General features: G+C 49.9%; 17 protein-coding genes. 11 read left to right on the top strand and 6 right to left on the bottom strand.

From position 1 onward, the window contains the following. Positions 1-16: 16 nt before the first annotated feature. The 4 genes from udk to BZJ18_RS02280 all read left to right on the top strand — a co-directional run bounded on the left by udk (position 17) and on the right by BZJ18_RS02280 (position 4716). Positions 17-661 (top strand): uridine kinase, encoded by a 645-nt coding sequence (udk, locus tag BZJ18_RS02295; RefSeq protein ID WP_077455182.1) that lies wholly within the window; start codon positions 17-19, stop codon positions 659-661. Between the two features lie 83 nt (positions 662-744). Continuing rightward, complete coding sequence (dcd, locus tag BZJ18_RS02290) at positions 745-1332, top strand: dCTP deaminase (protein WP_069588830.1); 588 nt, start codon at positions 745-747, stop codon at positions 1330-1332. Between the two features lie 122 nt (positions 1333-1454). After that, positions 1455-3599: an AsmA family protein gene (locus BZJ18_RS02285; protein ID WP_241824901.1), complete on the top strand. Its 2145-nt coding sequence runs from the start codon at positions 1455-1457 to the stop codon at positions 3597-3599. 58 nt (positions 3600-3657) lie between these two features. Next, positions 3658-4716 (top strand): metal-dependent hydrolase, encoded by a 1059-nt coding sequence (locus BZJ18_RS02280; RefSeq protein WP_077455180.1) that lies wholly within the window; start codon positions 3658-3660, stop codon positions 4714-4716. 63 nt (positions 4717-4779) lie between these two features. Here the strand turns inward: BZJ18_RS02280 and cobO are convergent, their stop codons facing one another. Beyond that, the gene (cobO, locus tag BZJ18_RS02275) at positions 4780-5370 is read right to left on the bottom strand and encodes a cob(I)yrinic acid a,c-diamide adenosyltransferase (protein WP_077455179.1); all 591 of its coding nucleotides are present in this window, start codon (positions 5368-5370) and stop codon (positions 4780-4782) included. Positions 5371-5457: 87 nt separating this feature from the next. On the opposite strand from cobO, the gene BZJ18_RS02270 reads away from it, so the two are divergent. From BZJ18_RS02270 to BZJ18_RS02260, 3 genes are all read left to right on the top strand, one after another. After that, entirely contained in the window at positions 5458-6222 is a 765-nt protein-coding gene (locus tag BZJ18_RS02270) for a dienelactone hydrolase family protein (protein ID WP_241824899.1), read from the top strand. A gap of 9 nt (positions 6223-6231) precedes the next feature. Beyond that, the gene (locus BZJ18_RS02265; protein WP_069588837.1) at positions 6232-6537 is read left to right on the top strand and encodes a Dabb family protein; all 306 of its coding nucleotides are present in this window, start codon (positions 6232-6234) and stop codon (positions 6535-6537) included. A gap of 76 nt (positions 6538-6613) precedes the next feature. Further along, entirely contained in the window at positions 6614-7081 is a 468-nt protein-coding gene (locus tag BZJ18_RS02260) for a low molecular weight protein-tyrosine-phosphatase (RefSeq protein ID WP_096631347.1), read from the top strand. Between the two features lie 78 nt (positions 7082-7159). Here BZJ18_RS02260 and BZJ18_RS02255 read toward each other — a convergent pair whose 3' ends face one another. Then, entirely contained in the window at positions 7160-7918 is a 759-nt protein-coding gene (locus BZJ18_RS02255; RefSeq protein WP_077455177.1) for a DNA repair protein, read from the bottom strand. A 387-nt stretch (positions 7919-8305) separates the two neighbouring features. Between BZJ18_RS02255 and cysB the strand changes: the two genes are divergently transcribed. The 3 genes from cysB to BZJ18_RS02240 all read left to right on the top strand — a co-directional run bounded on the left by cysB (position 8306) and on the right by BZJ18_RS02240 (position 11436). Beyond that, entirely contained in the window at positions 8306-9280 is a 975-nt protein-coding gene (cysB, locus tag BZJ18_RS02250; RefSeq protein WP_077455176.1) for an HTH-type transcriptional regulator CysB, read from the top strand. Between the two features lie 88 nt (positions 9281-9368). After that, positions 9369-10568 carry a methyltransferase gene (locus tag BZJ18_RS02245; RefSeq protein WP_077455175.1) on the top strand — a complete coding sequence of 400 codons (1200 nt, stop codon included), beginning with the start codon at positions 9369-9371 and terminating at the stop codon, positions 10566-10568. A 142-nt stretch (positions 10569-10710) separates the two neighbouring features. After that, a complete protein-coding gene (locus tag BZJ18_RS02240; protein WP_077455174.1) occupies positions 10711-11436 on the top strand; it encodes a sulfite exporter TauE/SafE family protein in 726 nt (241 codons plus the stop codon). Between the two features lie 86 nt (positions 11437-11522). Here BZJ18_RS02240 and tyrP read toward each other — a convergent pair whose 3' ends face one another. After that, positions 11523-12695 (bottom strand): tyrosine transporter TyrP, encoded by a 1173-nt coding sequence (gene tyrP / locus BZJ18_RS02235; protein WP_069588848.1) that lies wholly within the window; start codon positions 12693-12695, stop codon positions 11523-11525. 225 nt (positions 12696-12920) lie between these two features. Here tyrP and BZJ18_RS02230 point away from each other — a divergent pair, with 225 nt between their 5' ends. Beyond that, positions 12921-14174 (top strand): CinA family nicotinamide mononucleotide deamidase-related protein, encoded by a 1254-nt coding sequence (locus BZJ18_RS02230; protein ID WP_241824898.1) that lies wholly within the window; start codon positions 12921-12923, stop codon positions 14172-14174. Between the two features lie 50 nt (positions 14175-14224). On the opposite strand, the gene yfaE is transcribed toward BZJ18_RS02230, so the two are convergent. The 3 genes from yfaE to nrdA are packed head-to-tail and all read right to left on the bottom strand — an operon-like array spanning position 14225 to position 17983. Next, on the bottom strand, positions 14225-14512 hold the full coding sequence (yfaE, locus tag BZJ18_RS02225; RefSeq protein ID WP_077455173.1) for a class I ribonucleotide reductase maintenance protein YfaE: 288 nt from the start codon (positions 14510-14512) through the stop codon (positions 14225-14227). After that, a complete protein-coding gene (gene nrdB, locus BZJ18_RS02220) occupies positions 14509-15642 on the bottom strand; it encodes a class Ia ribonucleoside-diphosphate reductase subunit beta (protein ID WP_069588853.1) in 1134 nt (377 codons plus the stop codon). Before nrdB ends, yfaE begins: the two co-directional genes overlap by 4 nt. A 55-nt stretch (positions 15643-15697) precedes the next feature. Continuing rightward, on the bottom strand, positions 15698-17983 hold the full coding sequence (nrdA, locus tag BZJ18_RS02215; RefSeq protein ID WP_077455172.1) for a class 1a ribonucleoside-diphosphate reductase subunit alpha: 2286 nt from the start codon (positions 17981-17983) through the stop codon (positions 15698-15700). Positions 17984-18185: the final 202 nt, after the last annotated feature.

Genomic DNA, 18185 nt, shown 5'->3' with positions numbered 1-18185 from the left:
TCTGGGTATTCATATTATGAGTGATAACAACCACCACTGCGTTATTATCGGCATCGCAGGCGCCTCTGCATCCGGTAAAAGCCTTATCGCCAGCACCATTTATAAGGAATTAAAGGAAAAAGTCGGCGATCATCAAATCGGCGTGATCACGGAAGATAGATACTACCGCGATCAAAGCCACCTCAGCATGGAAGAGCGCGTAAAAACGAATTATGACCACCCACAGGCACTGGATCACGATCTGTTGTGTGAGCATTTGGAAGCATTGGTCGCCGGTCAGTCGGTTGATGTGCCAGTTTATAGTTATTCTGAGCACACCCGAATGGCGGACACCACGACGATGACCCCGAAAAAAGTCATTATCCTCGAAGGTATTCTGCTGCTCACCGATCCTCGTCTTCGCAATTTGATCCACGCTAGCGTCTTTATGGACACCCCACTTGATATCTGTTTGCTACGCCGCATGAAACGTGATGTTGCCGAGCGTGGCCGCACCATGGATTCTGTCATGGAGCAATATCAAAAGACGGTCCGCCCTATGTTTATGCAGTTTATTGAGCCGTCAAAACAATATGCAGACATCATTGTGCCTCGCGGGGGTAAAAACCGGATTGCCATTGATGTGCTAAAAGCGCATATTGCCCGTTTGCTAAAAGCGTAAACCAACCGATAATCTAGCGAATAGCGGCACATGCGACCTTGCGTGATGCCGTGTTCTAAAACCATCTACAGTGAGGAACCCCGATGCGACTGTGCGACAGGCATATCAAAGAGCACCTCGATGATGGCCGCATCAAAATTGATCCGCGTCCGGCTGATGCATCGATTTCAGGTGTCACGGCTGATGTGACTCTAGGTAACCAATTTCGTGTCTTTAATGATCATGGCGCCCCCTACATCGACTTGTCTGGCCCAAAAGAAGAGGTCAATGCGCAACTCGAAAAGGTGATGAGTGATGAAATCGAGGTTGCTGAAGGAGAGGCATTTTATTTGCACCCCGGGCAGCTGGCTCTGGCAGTCACTCATGAATCCGTGACGTTACCCGATGATATTGTTGGCTGGCTTGATGGCCGTTCATCATTGGCGCGTTTGGGACTGATGGTGCATGTGACCGCGCATCGTATCGATCCAGGTTGGTCGGGCCGCATTGTGTTAGAGTTTTATAATAATGGCCGCTTGCCGCTTGCACTGCGCCCAGGCATGCCCATTGGCGCGCTTAGTTTTGAGCCCATGTCAGGGCCGGCAGAGCAACCCTACAATAAGCGTGATAACGCCAAATATAAGAACCAACAAGGGGCGGTCGCCTCGCGAATTAGCCAAGATAAGGCTTAACTATCAAAATGCGCCTACGGGCGCATTTTTTGATGAAATGGAACCAGATTGTCGAACTGTGGTCGATAACGCTATCAAATATAACGCGTTATTTTCGCCACGCGAACAAGGAGCATACAGTGATGGTAAAGAAAATTGCGGCGATAGTGGCTGGGTTACTGGTCATCCTTATCGGCGGTCTGGCCGCCGTTGTCGCCACCATTAACCCGAATCAATTTAAGCCGATGTTAGTTGAGCAAGTGAAGCAGCAAACTGGCTTTGATTTGGTCATTGATGGTGATATCGATTGGCAGTTTTGGCCGAGCTTGGGCTTCTCAGTGGCGGATGTGGCAGTGAAAAACCGCCCCGGGTTTGATGAGCCAAACTTGCTCGCGCTGTCTCGCGCGCAAATGTCTATTGATGTGTTGCCTTTACTGTCTCAGCAGCTCCATGTGGGTGAAATCTTACTGCAAGACCCGCGTATTTTTGTCCAAACGCTTGCCAATGGTGAAACTAACCTTACCCCACAGCAAGCCGAGTCTGAAACCACCACGGAAAGCACACCTGTGACACCGAGCAACTCAGCATCACCAGCCAAAACACCGGCTGCTGGCTGGGATATAACGCTACAAGGGTTGCGTGTCAGTAATGCCAGTGTGCTGCTCAAAGATGATCAAGCGAGTACACAGACACGTCTTGATGAGGTGAATGTAGAGATTGGCAATTTGGCACCGGCGGTGTGGACGCCGGTAAGCGTTTCGCTGGTGGGAAGCCAAAATGCAGAAACCTTCTCCCTGCAAGGCCAAGGTGATGTGAAATTGATGACGGATCCCATGCAAAGTCAGTTACGTCAGTTTGCGATGACATTATCTGCGCAATCGGGAGACGTGACACTGCGCGAAGCAAATCTTACCTTAGAAAGTTTTGCGCTGGGTGAAGCTTCAGCGCTTGGGTTTAACGCCAAGTTAAAGACCGCAGATATGGACGTGGAAACGTCGGGTAAAGCGCAAGTCACGGTTGCGTCGTCTTTGAGGCAGTTTGCGATTCAAGGGCTGGATATGTTGACTAAGGTCTCGGGTGAGGCGGTGCCTAACCAGTCAATTACGCAGCAGCTGGCAGCGGATATTGATTATGATATGGACGCGAATGTGGTCACGGTGACGGATCTTGTTGGTCGTTTAAACACCGACCAAGTGATCGTGGATGGCAAAGTGGCCGTCAAGCTCACTGATATTCCCCAAGTTCGTTTTGCGCTGAACACTAACCGCATTGATGTGGATGCATTGCTGCCCACCACGACAGAGGTGCCCCAACAAGATAAAGGCAATGCCGCTTCGGCGTCTTCATCATCGGCTGCCCCACAAGCGCAAACCACGCTAGCATTGAGTCGAGAAGAGCCTGATCTATCCGCGCTACAACAATTGGATGTAGCGGGAACCCTTGCCCTTCAAGGACTCAAAGTCGCTAACGTCGAACTCGGTCAAACTGAAGCCGAAGTGGCCATTAACCGGGGTAAAGTCACCTTATCGCGCTTTGTGACAGAGGCCTATCAAGGCGCGGTATCGGCAAGTGCGGTATTGGATGCGTCGGTCTCGCCGGCACGGTACGAGGTCAGCAAGCGGGCGCGAGGTATCGAGGTGCTACCGCTGCTTCAAGACGCTGCCGAAGTTGATCTATTAGCAGGCAAAGGAAACGTTGACGTCAATGTACAAGGTAAGGGGCTATCTCCTTATGCATTGCGTGAAGCCATCAATGGCCGTGTTGCGATCTTCTTTGAAGACGGTGCAATCAATGGGATCAATTTGGCGCAGATGCTGCGTGAAGCCAAGGCAACGCTCAAAGGTGAGAAGTCGGAATATGTTGACGAAGTCCGTAAAACCGACTTCAGTGCGCTGACCGCAAGCTTTGTGCTTGGAAATGGGATGGCGCGGACCAACGATTTATTGCTGGAAGCACCTGCGTTGCGCGTACGCAGTGAAGGGCAGACAGATTTATTGAAAGAGACGCTCGATTTTGCGGTGTATACCTCAGTGGTCGAGACCAGCAAAGGCCAAGGCGGCAAAGACATCGATGAGTTGCGGGATGTGACCATTCCCGTTGATGTTGCGGGAACATGGCAGGCGCCAAGCTACAAACTCGACATTAAAAAGCTACTGAGTAGCAATAAAGTGCTGGAAGAGAAAGCGCGTAAAGAAGCGCAACGCGGCATTAAAAAATTGCTCGGGGATAAAGCCGATGACGAGAAAGTGAAAGAGGCGGCTGACAAGCTACTCAACCTGTTTCAATGATCGCTTTATGCGGCACCAAGCTATCTAATACAAATAGGATAAAGGACAGATATCGGATATGGATTCTGTAACACAAGCTGCCTTGGGCGCGGCTGTCGCGGGTATGGTCGCAGGCCGACGCTGTAGCCCTAAGGTGCTCTTGGCTGGGGCACTGTTAGGAACCTTACCGGATCTCGACGTCGTGATTGATTATGGCGATCCGGTAGCGAATACCGTCAACCACCGGGGCTTTAGCCATTCACTGTTTGTGTTACCACCCTTGGGTGTCGCGATAGCGGCTCTGTGGTGGCGCTTGAGTGATAAAACATGGCCTTTATGGCAGCTGATGGTGCTGGTGGTCAGTGTGTTGGTTACCCATCCATTGCTTGATTCTATGACGGCGTATGGCACGCAACTCTTTTGGCCGCTGGATAAGCCGCCTGTTGCGGTCGCCAGTATCTTTATCATCGACCCCTTGTATACACTGCCACTGCTGATCGGTGTGCTTGCGGCGCTAGTTTGGAGAGCCAACGCAGCAAGGCTCTGCGTGATTGGACTGATCGCCTCGAGTCTTTATTTATTGAGCTCTGTGTATCAGCTTGAGCAAATAAAAGCGCGCGTGGCACAACAAACCCAAGGCACTGAGCTGTCAGGAAAGCCCATGTTTATTACCCCTACGCCGTTTAATACGGTGCTTTGGCGTATTGTGGTAAGAGGGGAGCAGACCTATTGGGAAGGGCTTGCCTCGCGATTGGATAAAACACCAGAGATCGATTGGATGGCGTTTGAGCAGCAAGGATGGCCACTGGCGGAGTCAGAATCATTGACCGCCTTGCGCTTTTTTGCACGGGACTTTTTACGCTATGAAAATCGTGGGGGGCAGCAAGTTGTCACAGACTTGCGATTAGGTATGGCGAACTATCGGCCGTTCCAGTTTTTGCTTGCCGAGCAAAGTGACCAAGGAGAATGGCGCCCTGTTCCCCCGCGTCAGCTAGAGCCAGGGCCGGTCTTGCCACGCACTATCCCTGCCCTCTGGCGGCGCTTACTCGGCGACCAGTCGATTGATGCTTTGTTGTGTAATCAAAAAGATTGCTACCCGAATGAGGAACAACAGGCAAAGGTCCGTTCAGCCTCCTGAGGTTGGGCAGCAGCATCAATAAAAATGGGCGTATTCGCCCATTTTTTATTGCTAAAATCAGTACTACCAGTCGATACCTTGGCACGCTTTGATCCCAGCATCAAACGCATGCTTCACGTTACGGACTTCTGAGACCGTATCGGCCATATCTACCAACTGGCGGTGGGCACCTCGGCCGGTGATAATCACTGATTGGTCGGCGGGCCTTGCCTGTAATGCGGCGACCACGCTATCTAGTTCAATATAACCGTAGGTGATCATATAGGTGATCTCATCAAGAACGACCAAGTCGTAGTTTGGATCAGCCAGCATGGCTTGGCAGTGTTGCCAGATTTGCTGCGCGGCTTCCGTATCCGCGGTTTTGTCTTGGGTATCCCATGTAAATCCGGTGCCCATTACGTGAAAGTCAACGCCATGCTGCGATAGCAGATCGCGCTCGCCACATGCCCACGTTCCCTTTATAAACTGCGCCACCCCGCATTTGAGCCCGTGGCCCGTTGCTCGTGCTACTGTACCAAAGGCAGAGGTTGATTTGCCTTTTCCATTCCCCGTCATTATCAGCAGTAATCCTTTTTCTTGCTGAGCCGCTTCTACGCGGGCATCAACCATCTCTTTGAGTTTTTGTTGGCGTTTTTTATGACCCTGTTCAGACATTTGCTTTCCAATAAACGATGAACCTGTGTCTATAGTAAAGAGACCATGCACTGAACACCACCCATACCTAGACCAACCAAGGATGAAATGATGAAACAAACAATGCGACGTCTAGCGGCAGTAACATGTCTTTTCTCACTTCCGGTATTGGCGGGAGAGCAGATCGATTATCAATGGGACAATGAGATGTTTTCCGGGTATTTAGCGACTCCTAGCTCGGTTGAAAAGGGCAGTGTGGTGATCATCCATGACTGGGATGGGCTGACTGAGTATGAGCAGCAACGAGCGGACATGTTGGCGGAAATGGGGTATCGTGTTTTTGCGCTTGATATGTTCGGTAAAGGGAACCGGCCTCAAACACTAGAGGCGAAGCGGGCGGCGACAGGCGCGCTTTATAAAGATAGAGCACGGATGCAAGCCTTAATTCAAGCGGGCATGGAAGCGGCAAAGTCGCAAGGGATTGAGGCGCCTGTGGTGGCAGGATATTGCTTTGGCGGGACAGTGACACTCGAACTTGCACGCAATCCGCAGCAGATGCCAGTCAGTGGTTATGCCAGTTTTCACGGTGGCTTGGAAACCCCAAGTGGACAGGCGTATTCACAAGATATTGCATCACTTTTTATTGCTCACGGTGGTGCGGATAAAGCTGTTCCCATGAGTGAATTTGCGCAGCTGATTAATGAACTCGAAGCTGCCAACCTTGATTACTGGTCGCAAGTGTATGCTGGGGCGCCTCATGCCTTTACTGTTTTTGGTTCGAAGCGTTATCGCGAACAAGCCGACAAACAGTCTTGGCAAGCATTTAATCAGTTCCTTTCCGAACAATTGAGCGTCGATTTGGCAAATCAATAAGGAATTAAAATGATACGTCATGTACTGGTAGTACGGTTTGTGCCCAATGCACGCGATGCGCAGATTCAGGCTGTCCGTGATGCGTTCGAGGCGATGCCCTCAACCATTGAAGGGGTGGAGTCGGTAGAGTGGGGCGAAAACAATAGCCCAGAGGGGAAAAACCAAGGCTACAGCCATGTGATTTTAATGACCTTTCGTGATGAGACGGCGCGACAAACCTACTTGCCCCATCCTGCACACGAAGCGTTAAAGGAAGTGTTTCGTCCCGTGATTGAGGATTTAATTGTGATTGATTATACGGTGGCACTAAGCTAGTCGCGCAAATAGACGGCCTGATACACTGTGAGCTCGCAGGCAAAAGGAGTAATAGTGAATGAAGGAAGCGGCAACGATACCCAGTGTGTTGGTGGTATGTTTAGGCAATATCTGTCGCTCACCGACAGCTGAAGCCGTGCTAAGAGCACGTGCTGAGGCTAGAGGACTGGCGGTTCGTATCGACTCGGCAGGGACGGCGGGATACCACCAAGGTAATCCGCCCGACCCACGTAGTCAAAAAGCGGGAGAAGCGAGAGGGTATTCCTTCGCAGGTATTCGTGCTCGACAGATCCAGCCCGATGATTTTGCAAAACACGATATGATATTGGCGGCGGATCAGAGCAACTTATCCGACTTACAAATGATGTGTCCGGACGCGCATCAATCCAAGCTCTCTTTGTTTTTAAGTTGGAGTGAGGGAGAAGAACAGGAAATCCCCGATCCCTACTACGGTGGCGCGCAGGGGTTTGAAAAAGTGTTGGATTTGCTGGAAGAAGCGTCGGATGGGGTGCTTGACCATATCAAAATGCGATTTAGCGCTTAAGCCGGAGAGACCGACGTTAAGTCAATAAAAAAGGCGCGATAAGCGCCTTTTTTGAATGTGTCATTCGTTTTAAGCCCATCACCATTTTTTCTTTGGTGCGAAGAGTTCGTCGAGTTCGCTCTTCTCTTGTTCTTGATCGGACTTGTTCTTTTCGTGACCGGTATTGAGTGTTTCTGTCACCTCAGTGTGCATTTGCTGAAGGCGTTCTTTCATTTGCGCCGAGTAATTGTCGTTTTTGGTACCCAATACATCGATCGCTTTTTTCAATAATTGTTGTGCCGTGCCCAATTGGCCTTTGCGCTTCGCTTCGTTAGCGCGCTTCACCACATTCTCAATATTGATTTTGAGCTGCATTTGCTCGAGGCGCGCATTTTCAGCCACAAAGGCTTGGGTTTGTAAACGGCCTTTTGAGTGCTCCGCTTTAATCACCGAGCGAAGGCGTTTTACCAGTTTCAGCATGGAAATAGCTTGGCGGTCGCTATCTGGAACACGAAACGATGTCGATTCTTTGTTCGAGAAACTTTGTTTAATTTGGTCAATTTGCGCTTGCGTGGCACTGATACGCTGCGGAATAGATTTATCTGAGTTATCGATCTCATGCATCGCTTTAAGTGAATCAAGGATCTTCTTGTTCAAGCAAACTAACAAAGTCCCGCTATAAGGCAGGTTGTGAGCGTTACCAATTAGCTCTTCGGTAGCGTCGATGACCGCAATGTGTTTGGCCATTTCTTGACGCTTATGCGATTCAATCTGTTTGCGCTGTTGAGCCAAAATGTTGTAGCCGACAATCAGGCCGAGCAATATGACACAAAGGCCAGCTATCAAGGCAATATTCATAATTCAGCGTCGATGTTCCTTGTAATAAACTCAACTGATTAAGATACACGATCTCTAAGGTCAGAGATAGCATGAATACAGGTGTTAACACGGTTCAGTGATCCGTCTCTAACCTGAGTTTCAACCTCACTTACGTTCGATCTCGCGTTAGTTTGTTTGAGTGTGGCCCATGTTGGTGGAATTCGCGACTCTAATTGCTTGATTCTGGGTTTTCCTCGCAGGAATATTCCATCCTTCTCACACCATAGGCACAGGATCGATTAGTGAATGTGCAATCACTAACGTTTATATAACCAAAGCCTATTAAATAATCGAATTTGGGTATATAAATGAAGAAGAGAAATCCTAAGGCGGTCACTTTTATTACGAGGCTCATGCGTCTGCACTATGAAACTACAACAGCTTAGATACATCGTTGAAGTCGTCAATCATAACTTGAATGTGTCTGCGACGGCAGAGAGTTTATATACCTCTCAGCCTGGGATCAGTAAACAAGTCAGGTTGTTAGAAGATGAGCTGGGCGTGCAGATTTTTGAGCGGAGCGGTAAGCACTTAACCAAAGTGACACCAGCAGGTGAGGCGATTGTCTCTATTTCGCAAGATATTCTCTCACGGGTTGAAAGCATTAAGGCGGTGGCAAGCGAGCACACCCACCCAGAGATGGGGAACCTAAACATTTCAACCACGCACACCCAAGCGCGCTATGCACTGCCTGAGGTGATCAAAACTTTTACTGCGCGTTTCCCGAAAGTGTCGTTGCATATGCATCAAGGCACACCCACGCAAATCTCAGACTCAGTCGCTAAAGGGACGTCGGACTTTGCGATTGCGACGGAAGCCTTTCACCTCTATGAAGATCTGGTGATGCTACCTTGTTACCACTGGAATCGCTCAATTATCGTTACCCCAGATCACCCACTGGCGCATAAAAAGCAGATCACCATCGAAGATTTAGCGGCCTATTCACTGGTGACCTATGTGTTTGGCTTTACTGGTCGCTCAGAGCTAGATGAAGCCTTTCATCGCGCTCATCTCACCCCCAAAATTGTCTTCACCGCGACCGATGCCGATGTGATAAAAACTTACGTGAAATTGGGGCTCGGAGTCGGGGTGATTGCCAGTATGGCGATGGACAGTCATACAGATACCGATTTGGTAGCGATTGATGCGAGCCATATCTTTGGTGCCAGCACCACCAAGATTGGTTTTCGTAAAGGAACCTTCTTACGAAGCTATATGTACGACTTTATCGAACGTTTCGCGCCTCATTTGACGCGCAACGTTGTTGACCAAGCCGTCGCACTGCGCTCTAACGACGAAATTGAGGCAATGTTTAAGGACATTCCACTACCGATTCGATAAAATAAGGGATTGCCATTAGGGCTGCTTCGGCAGCCCTTTTTGATCCCAGTGACGCCGCTATTTGTCGAGCAATCAAGGTGCCAGCCCGATGCCTAACTCGTTATATCTTGTTCAATTTAAGCAACTGACCGAATTGCTGGTGGAGTATCAGTGGTTATGGCGACCCATGCCGATGGCACATGCGTGTCTGCCTTGGTCATCGTGTCCTGAACTGTGTGAATGGCTTTCAACGCTCGACATTTCACAGGCCGCGCAATGGAAGGCGGCGCCGAACCAAGTGGCAGAGCAACTGGCGAACTGGTGGCCAGCGTTGGCCGCGATTCCACGCTTAACGGATGTCCCTGAGGCCAAGATGGCAGCAGTGGCTATGGATGAGCGGCTTGGCGTGGGTGTCCCCGGGCGGAAGTGGGCGCAAATTCGCGCTTACTTGAGCGCCGTCCCCACACAACCATCAACGCAACGATATCTAGAGTGGTGTGCGGGGAAAGGATATTTAGGCCGGGCTGTGGCGGCAAGTACACCCGCGCGAGTGGACAGTTTAGAGTGGCAGCAGGCGCTTTGTGAACAAGGCCAAGCTTATGCTGAACAGCACCAGTTGCCGATGCAGTTTCATCACCTGGATGCCTTTAGTGATGCGGCATTACCCGTGATTCATCGCTGCGATCATGCCTTGGCGCTGCATGCTTGTGGCGATCTGCATGTGCACCTATTGCGCCAAGCGGTTGCGGCCGATCTTAACGCGATAAGTGTATCACCGTGTTGTTATCAATTGATCACGGGTAAGACGTATCAACCTTTGTCAGATGCGGGGCAGCAAGCAGGATTGGTCCTGAGCAAAACCGATCTTAAAATCGCGGTTCAAGAAGCGGCCACCGGTGGTGAGCGTGTCCGTCGTCAGCGCTATCAAGAAGTCACGTACCGGTTAGGGTTTGATGAGTGGCAGCGTGATGCTTTTCAGTCTGACCAGTATTTACCGCTGCCGGCGATTCAAAAGTCGCAACTGAATGATGGCTTTGAGGCGTTTTGTCATTGGGGCGCGACGCAAAAAGGCTTAACCGTATCTAGCGATACCGACTTTACGCCGTATTTGGCTCGGGGAGAGACGCGATTTGTGATTCTGGAACAAATCAATGTCGTGAAGTCTGCGTTCCGCCGAGCCTTAGAACTTTGGCTAGCGCTCGATCGGGTGCTGTATCTTGAGCAACATAACTATCACGTCGATCTGGTCCAGTTTTGTGCGCCGAGCTTAACGCCACGCAATCTGCTTATTCATGCCACGCGTCGCTAAGGGCAGCGCTTCGCCAGCACGTTGCTTACGTGTTACGTAGAATTGACACGCCTGAGTAATCAATCTGTTAATGAGTGATAGTATCGCGTGCGCTTAGCCGCTAAAATTTCGCGCAAATAACTTAATATAAAGAAGCTTTACTATGGCAGATTTAAGCGTGTCATTTGCCGTGGCCGTGATCCTAGGCTTGGGCTGTTTTGTGCAAAGTTTAATTGGTTTTGGCATGGCGATTGTCGCTGCGCCGCTGCTGCTTATGATTGATCCGAAATTGGTCCCAACCACGATTTCAATGGTGGGGCTGACCCTCGCCAGTATCAATGCGTGGCAGTATCGCCACCAACTGTCTTTTCGTGATTTGAGCTGGGCGTACTTGGGGCGTGTGCCTGGCACCATGCTAGCAGGCGCCATTATGTTGGTGGTAACGACGCAAATGCTAGAAATCATCATTGGCACGGCGGTCTTACTGGCAGTGTTTGCTAGTATGGCACGTCTCAACATTGCACCGAATCGCCTCAACTTCTTTATTGCTGGGTTTACATCGGGGGTCATGGGCACCACAACCAGTATCGGTGGGCCGCCGATGGCACTGGTATTGCAGCATGCGGAAGTGAATAAGATGCGTGCCTGCTTGGCCGGCTACTTTGTGATTAGCTGTATCTTGTCATTGATTGCGCTGGGCGCGACGGACTATCTTACTTGGTGGCATGTTCAGCAAGCCGCATTCGCGGTGCCCGCGGTTTTACTCGCAACGTGGTTAGCCTACCGTGTCGCGCCGAAGGTGAAGCCTGTACTGGTTCGGCGCGCTATGTTGGTACTGTGTACGTTGGCCGGGATAAGTACCTTAGCCAGAGGGCTTTTAGGTGGGTAGAGGCACATAGCGATAGGCGTGTCATTGCCCATAAGCAACGCCCAGCCAAAGCTGGGCGTTTTGATAGTGCACGGTGAGCGGGAGGTTTACGCCATAAATTGCGCAACCACCACAGCGATACCGCCGACCATCGCCAAACTCAGGCCTAAATTACCGCCAATGACCTGATAATGGTTGTCGGTAGAGACGGTCTGGCGAGCCTTACGTACCATTAGCACAGGCAACACGACCGCAAGAATAACCAGTGCGATGGCAGCATAGCCAAGGGCAGTGATAAAGCCTTGTGGATAGAAAAGCGCAAAAACAAGCGGCGGTAAGTAAGTGATTGCCGCTGTTTGCAGTCGACCGCCGACTGTGTCCTGACGCTTAAAGCTGTCTGAAATAAAGTCAAACAACCCTAAACTCACGCCTAAGAATGACGTGGCGAGTGCCAAGTCTGCGAACAGCGAAATGCTCGAGGCAATATAGTCTTGTTGCACCACTGCCTGAATGACTTTCACAAATTGTGACAACTCACCGTTTTGTAGCAAGATTGACTGCGCCACGCTCCCCAAGCTCGCGACCTGCCAAAAAATGTACAAGGCGAGGGGTAAGGTTGAACCAATAATCATCACCTTGCGCAAGGAGGGCAAATCAATCCCCACATAACGTACAATCGAAGGGATGCTGCCATGAAAGCCAAACGAGGTGAAGATGACCGGGAGTGCGGCAACCATCAAGCCTTTCTCCACCGGCATTTCGACCAAATTAATGCTCGATACATGGGGAGTGAGTAGTGTTAGAGCCAAGATCAAGAACACCACTTTTAGCGTGAATAGCCCACGATTGATTAAATCTACCTTGCTGGTTCCTAGTGTCACCACCAATCCAAACACCAAGGTAAACAGCACCGCGCCCGCTGCGGGTGGGAGTTGAATCGAGGACCACTGTGCAAGCTTCTCATTCAACTGACTACCACCGCCCGCAATGTAAGCAGCGCAAAGCGAGTAGAAAAGAAAAAGCATCGCGAACGATGCCAGCCATTTGCCTTTATCCCCTAAAAATTGTTTTGCGAGACTGTGTAGGGTGGCGTCAGCGTCGGCGTATTGGTGCACTTCTAGCATCAACAATGCGGTGTAGGTCATCAAGGCCCACATCACCCCCATCAGCGCCATCGATGCGCCAAACCCGATTCCTGCAGAGGCAAGCGGTAACGCGAGCATGCCTGCGCCAATGGTCGTACCTGCAATGATTAGCGAACTTCCTAGTACCTTGTTCATATAATGTTTAACCAGTGTAAATAAAAAGTTAATTGTTGTGTTCGCGCAAAAGATAACGTGAATTTATGCGTATTGTGCACTGCTTATGCAGATTAAAAAACTGATGAGTGTAATGATATAGATACGACACCGTAAAATAAAGTGTACGATTGGCTTGGGCTAGTGCGTAATGGCGTGTGATGTCATAATCAATGCTCTAGGATACTAATCAAAAGGAGCGGCTAGGTGGACAATCAACAACATAAAACACCCATGCCACGTATCGCGATGCTGTCGACCGGTGAAGAAGTTTTGCTTGGCGATATCACAGATACCAATGCGGCTTGGCTGTCCCGCATGCTGTACGAAAATGGATTTGCGATGTCTCGGCGTGTCACCGTCGGGGATGAGCTCGATGAGATGGCGGTTGAGCTTGTTCGGCTATCTCAAACCGAGGATGTGGTGATTGTGAATGGTGGGTTAGGGCCAACCACCGATGATTTAACCACGGCAGCGATGGCGTCGGCGATGGGCGTAGAGCTGACACTCAATGAAACCTGGCTGGATGAATTAAAGCAGCGCTACGAGCGTCATGGCCGTCCTATGGCGCAAAGCAACCTAAAACAAGCCATGCTCCCCGATGGCGCTCGCCTCATCGATAATCCCAATGGCACTGCCTGTGGCTTTTATTGCCACTTAAATGGCTGTCACTTCTATTTTACACCTGGGGTGCCTTCAGAGTTTTTCTGCATGGTAGAGCAGCAGATTCTGCCTGAATTAAGCCACAACTATGCACCCAGTGCGCGTTCTTGTTACCGTTTGTTCACATTTGGCTTATCCGAATCGGGGATCAGCGATGCCATGGCATCTGTTTCGTTGCCTGACGATGTGACGCTGGGTTATCGCTCGAGTCTGCCGTTTATTGAAGTGAAACTCTTCATGGCTGACGATCATCCCGATAAAGTGCAGCTCATTGATGCGGTGCAATCATGCCTTGGCGATCATGTTGTCAGTTGCAACCAAGCGATGGTGCAAGCGCTGGCCGCCGATCTCAATCGTCAAGGTGCGGTATTAAAGGTGGTGGAGCAATTTACGGGCGGATGGTTAGCTAGCACGTTAAACGGTCAAGCTGCACACTTGGTCGAGCAAGGCTGGGTCATGTCAAATGCGCATGTGCCCGAACAAGCCGTTGCCAACCCGCTCGCTGCCTCATTAGCCATGGCCAGCGCGGCCATTGCACAAGGCCAGCATCAAATTGGTTTAGCATGTGGTCCTGAGCTTCATGGACAAATTTGCGTGGCGATTTCCACCCCCGAGGGAGAGTGGGGACAGCGACTAAGCTTTAAACGCCATTTCTCCCATGACAACGCCCGCTGTTATATGGCGACGGTATTGCTGGACATGTTAAGGCGTTATCTTCATGGGCAGCCGGTGATTGCCGATTACGCATCATTAGCGCGCCATGATGACATTTTTATTGATGCTGAGACGATTGCTTAAATCGGTGCCTGTTGGGCGCTAAGGTGAGAGAAGTAGTGGGCGTAGGCTCACTACTCATTAACGACTTTTGCTTTCGCTGCGGGCTGGTATTCAAATGCAATTGACACATCGGTCTGTGGCGCACTTTGGCAAGTAAGAATTTCGCCGGGACGAACAAATGCCATCGCGTCTTCTTGTTTGACCGAACCTTGTTGCAATTGACAACGGCACGCACCGCACATGCCATTGCGGCATTGATATTCGGGTTGAATACCGGCTTGCTCAAGTTGTTCAAGCAAACTTTGGTGGGTGTTGCCACCCACCTTGATACCGTTCACTTCAATCGTGATTCGGGTCATAGCTCGAAGTCACCAAAGTCTTCAACGCTCACTTCGTTATCGATTTGACCCACGAGGTATGAGCTAATTTCGGCTTCTTGCGGTGCAACCTGCACATTGTCGGAAGATAGCCACGCATTGATCCACGGAATCGGGTTTTGGGTGGCGTTATCGTATGCAGGGGCAAGGCCGACTGCCGACATACGCAAGTTGGTGATGTATTCGACGTACTGGCAAAGAATGTCTTTATTCAAGCCAATCATAGAGCCATCACGGAACAGGTATTCTGCCCAGTCTTTCTCTTGCTCAGCGGCGTCTTTGAAGAGATCAAAACACTCTTGCTCGCACTCTTTGGCAATCTCAGCCATTTCTGGATCGTCCTGCCCGCTACGCAGAATATTCAGCATGTGCTGGGTGCCTGTAAGGTGAAGCGCCTCATCACGGGCAATAAACTTGATGATTTTGGCGTTGCCTTCCATCAGTTCACGCTCCGCAAAGGCGAATGAACAAGCAAAGCTGACGTAGAAACGAATCGCTTCGAGTGCATTCACTGACATCAGGCACAGGTACAGCTTACGTTTTAACGCACGCAGGCTTAAGCTGATGGTTTTGCCATTAATAGTATGGGTGCCTTCCCCTAACTGGTGATAGTAGTTAGTGGTTTGAATGAGGTCGTCATAGTACTGCGCAATGTCGTTGGCGCGCTTCTGGATGTGCTCATTCATCACAATATCATCAAATACAATCGCCGGATCGGCAACGATATTACGGATAATGTGGGTGTATGAGCGTGAGTGGATGGTTTCTGAGAAACTCCACGTCTCAATCCAAGTTTCCAGCTCAGGAATTGACACCAGAGGAAGCAAGGCGACATTCGGGCTACGGCCTTGGATAGAATCGAGTAGCGTTTGATACTTCAAGTTACTGATGAAAATATGCTTTTCATGCTCAGGCAACTTGTTGTAATCAATGCGGTCACTTGACACGTCAACTTCTTCTGGGCGCCAAAAGAAAGAAAGCTGTTTTTCGATCAGCTTTTCAAAAATTTCATATTTTTGTTGGTCGTAACGCGCCACGTTGACCGATTGGCCAAAGAACATTGGCTCTTTCAATGGGTCGTTGTTGACTTTAGAAAACGTACTGTAAGTCATGAATCCTATTAACCTCTAGAAAAGGGCCCGCAGGGCAGGCCCTTACCCCAATTTGTTAGATCTTACATGCACCGCCGGCACAATCATCATCTGCTTGCGCAGCACTCAGATCCGATTGACCATCGCTCGCACCATCACGGGTGTTGTGATAGTACAGGGTTTTAACCCCGAGTTTATAAGCGGTGAGCAGGTCTTTGAGTAGTTGGTTCATTGGAACTTTACCACTTTGATGACGGCTCGGATCATAATTGGTGTTGGCGGAAATCGCCTGATCGACGAATTTTTGCATGATACCGACTAACTGTAAGTAGCCATCATTACTACCAATGTTCCAGAGCAGCTCGTAGTTATTCTTGTATTTATGGAATTCCGGCACGACCTGCTTGAGGATACCGTCCTTCGATGCTTTTACCGATACGTAACCACGAGGTGGCTCAATGCCATTGGTGGCATTTGAGATTTGTGATGACGTCTCTGATGGCATCAAGGCGGTCAATGTTGAGTTACGTAAGCCATGCGTTTGAATGTCTTTACGTAGCGTCTCCCAATCTAAGTGCAGAGGCTCGTCACAGATACCATCCAAATCTTTCTTGTAGGTATCAATTGGCAGAATACCTTGCGAATAGGTGGTCTCGTTAAACGCAGGGCACGCGCCTTTTTCTTTTGCAAGTTCAACAGAGGCGCGAAGCAAGTGATATTGAATGGCTTCAAAGGTACGGTGAGTCAGACCGTTTGCGCTGCCATCGGAATAACGTACACCATGTTTCGCTAGGTAGTAAGCAAAGTTGATCACACCAACACCCAAGGTACGGCGGTTCATGGTCGCTTTACGTGCTGCCGGTAGCGGGTAGTCTTGGTAATCAAGCAGGGCATCCAGCGCACGGATGGTCAGATCGGCCAACTCGCTAAGCTCGTCCAGTGACTCCAGCGCACCCAAGTTAAATGCAGAGAGGGTACACAGCGCAATTTCACCGTTTTCGTCTTCAACATTGTTGAGTGGCTTGGTCGGCAGTGCAATTTCCAAACACAGGTTAGACTGGCGAATTGGTGCCACGGACGCATCGAATGGGCTGTGCGTATTACAGTGATCCACGTTTTGGATATAGATACGACCGGTTGATGCGCGCTCTTGCATCATCAAAGAGAAAAGATCGACAGCTTTGACCGTTTCACGCTGAATAGAGGCATCCGCTTCATACTGGGTGTACAGACGCTCAAACTTCTCTTGGTCTTCGAAGAACGCATCATACAGTCCCGGTACATCAGACGGCGAGAACAAGGAGATGTTGCCACCTTTTAATAGGCGGGTGTACATCAGTTTGTTGATTTGCACGCCGTAATCCATGTGACGAACACGGTTTTCTTCCACACCACGGTTATTTTTCAATACCAGCAGGGATTCAACTTCTCGGTGCCAAATAGGGTAGAACAAGGTGGCTGCACCACCGCGCACACCGCCTTGTGAACAGCATTTAACAGCAGTTTGGAAGTATTTATAAAACGGAATACAACCCGTATGGAAAGCTTCACCTCCACGAATTGGGCTACCTAACGCGCGGATACGGCCGGCATTGATACCAATCCCCGCGCGCTGAGATACGTAGCGAACAATGGCGCTAGAGGTCGCGTTGATCGAGTCTAGGCTATCGTCGCACTCTATCAGTACACACGAGCTAAACTGGCGCGTTGGTGTGCGTACCCCAGACATAATTGGCGTGGGCAATGAGATCTTGAACTGAGAAACCGCATCATAGAAACGACGGATATAATCAAGGCGCGTTTCTTTTGGATAGGCAGCGAACAAGCACGCAGCAACCATCATATACAGGAACTGGGCGCTCTCGTAGATTTCACCGGTCACACGGTTTTGAACCAAGTACTTGCCTTCCAGCTGTTTAACGGCTGCGTATGAGAAGTTCATATCGCGCCAGTGGTCGATATAGCTGTCTAGGGTGTCGAGCTCGTCTTCGCTGTAGTCTTCGAGAATGTGGGCATCATATTTACCCTTCTCAACCATGTTTTTCACATGCTTCACGAGCGTGGGCGGCTCGAACTGTCCGTACGCTTTTTTACGTAGGTGGAACACCGCTAGGCGAGCAGCAAGGTATTGATAATCTGGGCTTTCTTCCGAAATTAGGTCCGCTGCAGCTTTGATGATCGTCTCATGAATGTCTTCAGTACGCATGCCATCGTAAAACTGGATGTGAGAGCGCATCTCGACGAGAGAAACGGAGACGTTGGTGAGGCCTTCTGCAGCCCAAGTAACAACGCGATGGATTTTATCGAGGTTTAAATTTTCTTTGCGTCCATCACGCTTAAGTACGGTTATTTCTTTGTTCATTTTGTGTGCTTTCCCAAAATTTCCTTGCCAAACTGCTATTTTCGCAAGATTTTATAAAATGCCTGATGATTTTTTGGTCGGCCTCTATGCGGACGTTGCGTCGCTCATACACTATATATAGGGGTCGGCTTGTCGATGCGTTACAAGATAGTGATATAACCGCGATATTGCAAGAGAACGACACTCTGATGAGGTGTGGATA

This window comes from Salinivibrio sp. IB872 (genome assembly GCF_001995345.1).
Taxonomy (GTDB): Bacteria; Pseudomonadota; Gammaproteobacteria; order Enterobacterales; family Vibrionaceae; genus Salinivibrio; species Salinivibrio proteolyticus.
This window is presented reverse-complemented; position numbering and strand designations above follow the sequence as displayed.

Bases quoted from the DNA above. Each gene is read 5' to 3' on its own strand.
- tyrP (WP_069588848.1), bottom strand. From the start codon at position 12,695: ATGAACAAGGTACTAGGAAGTTCGCTAATCATTGCAGGTACGACCATT.
- BZJ18_RS02270 (WP_241824899.1), top strand. From the start codon at position 5,458: ATGATGAAACAAACAATGCGACGTCTAGCGGCAGTAACATGTCTTTTC.
- cysB (WP_077455176.1), top strand. From the start codon at position 8,306: ATGAAACTACAACAGCTTAGATACATCGTTGAAGTCGTCAATCATAAC.
- BZJ18_RS02265 (WP_069588837.1), top strand. From the start codon at position 6,232: ATGATACGTCATGTACTGGTAGTACGGTTTGTGCCCAATGCACGCGAT.
- cobO (WP_077455179.1), bottom strand. From the start codon at position 5,370: ATGTCTGAACAGGGTCATAAAAAACGCCAACAAAAACTCAAAGAGATG.
- yfaE (WP_077455173.1), bottom strand. From the start codon at position 14,512: ATGACCCGAATCACGATTGAAGTGAACGGTATCAAGGTGGGTGGCAAC.
- BZJ18_RS02255 (WP_077455177.1), bottom strand. From the start codon at position 7,918: ATGAATATTGCCTTGATAGCTGGCCTTTGTGTCATATTGCTCGGCCTG.
- dcd (WP_069588830.1), top strand. From the start codon at position 745: ATGCGACTGTGCGACAGGCATATCAAAGAGCACCTCGATGATGGCCGC.
- nrdB (WP_069588853.1), bottom strand. From the start codon at position 15,642: ATGACTTACAGTACGTTTTCTAAAGTCAACAACGACCCATTGAAAGAG.
- udk (WP_077455182.1), top strand. From the start codon at position 17: ATGAGTGATAACAACCACCACTGCGTTATTATCGGCATCGCAGGCGCC.
- BZJ18_RS02240 (WP_077455174.1), top strand. From the start codon at position 10,711: ATGGCAGATTTAAGCGTGTCATTTGCCGTGGCCGTGATCCTAGGCTTG.
- BZJ18_RS02285 (WP_241824901.1), top strand. From the start codon at position 1,455: ATGGTAAAGAAAATTGCGGCGATAGTGGCTGGGTTACTGGTCATCCTT.
- BZJ18_RS02280 (WP_077455180.1), top strand. From the start codon at position 3,658: ATGGATTCTGTAACACAAGCTGCCTTGGGCGCGGCTGTCGCGGGTATG.
- BZJ18_RS02245 (WP_077455175.1), top strand. From the start codon at position 9,369: ATGCCTAACTCGTTATATCTTGTTCAATTTAAGCAACTGACCGAATTG.
- nrdA (WP_077455172.1), bottom strand. From the start codon at position 17,983: ATGAACAAAGAAATAACCGTACTTAAGCGTGATGGACGCAAAGAAAAT.